The sequence below is a fragment of the Microbacterium sp. GbtcB4 genome (assembly GCF_019091465.1).
GTDB lineage: Bacteria > Actinomycetota > Actinomycetes > Actinomycetales > Microbacteriaceae > Microbacterium > Microbacterium paraoxydans.
The window spans coordinates 1-243 of sequence record NZ_JAGXJJ010000415.1; the positions used below are offsets into that span (position 1 = coordinate 1).

General features: G+C 74.9%; 1 protein-coding gene. It reads right to left on the reverse strand.

Features of this window, described 5'->3' with window-relative positions:
* On the reverse strand, positions 1-243 hold a 243-nt coding region (locus tag KVS71_RS18330), incomplete at both ends, for an ABC transporter permease subunit (RefSeq protein WP_217585251.1).

The window sequence follows — 243 nt, forward strand, 5'->3', positions numbered from 1 at the left end:
TGCCGACCGTCCCGAGCGAGATGGTCCCCACCGCCGCCCCTCGGAGGCCCGCGAGGATGACCGGCCCGGCGGGCGGGAAGTCGACCGACCAGAAGCGGCGGAACCCGCCGTAGCCCATCGCGACCGCCGACTGCCGGATCGCGGGGTCGACCGAGACCAGGCCGTCGGATACCGCGCGGACGAGGATCGCGACCGCGTAGATCGTCAGGCCGATGGCGAGGTTGGCCGGGCTGCGCGCCGGGT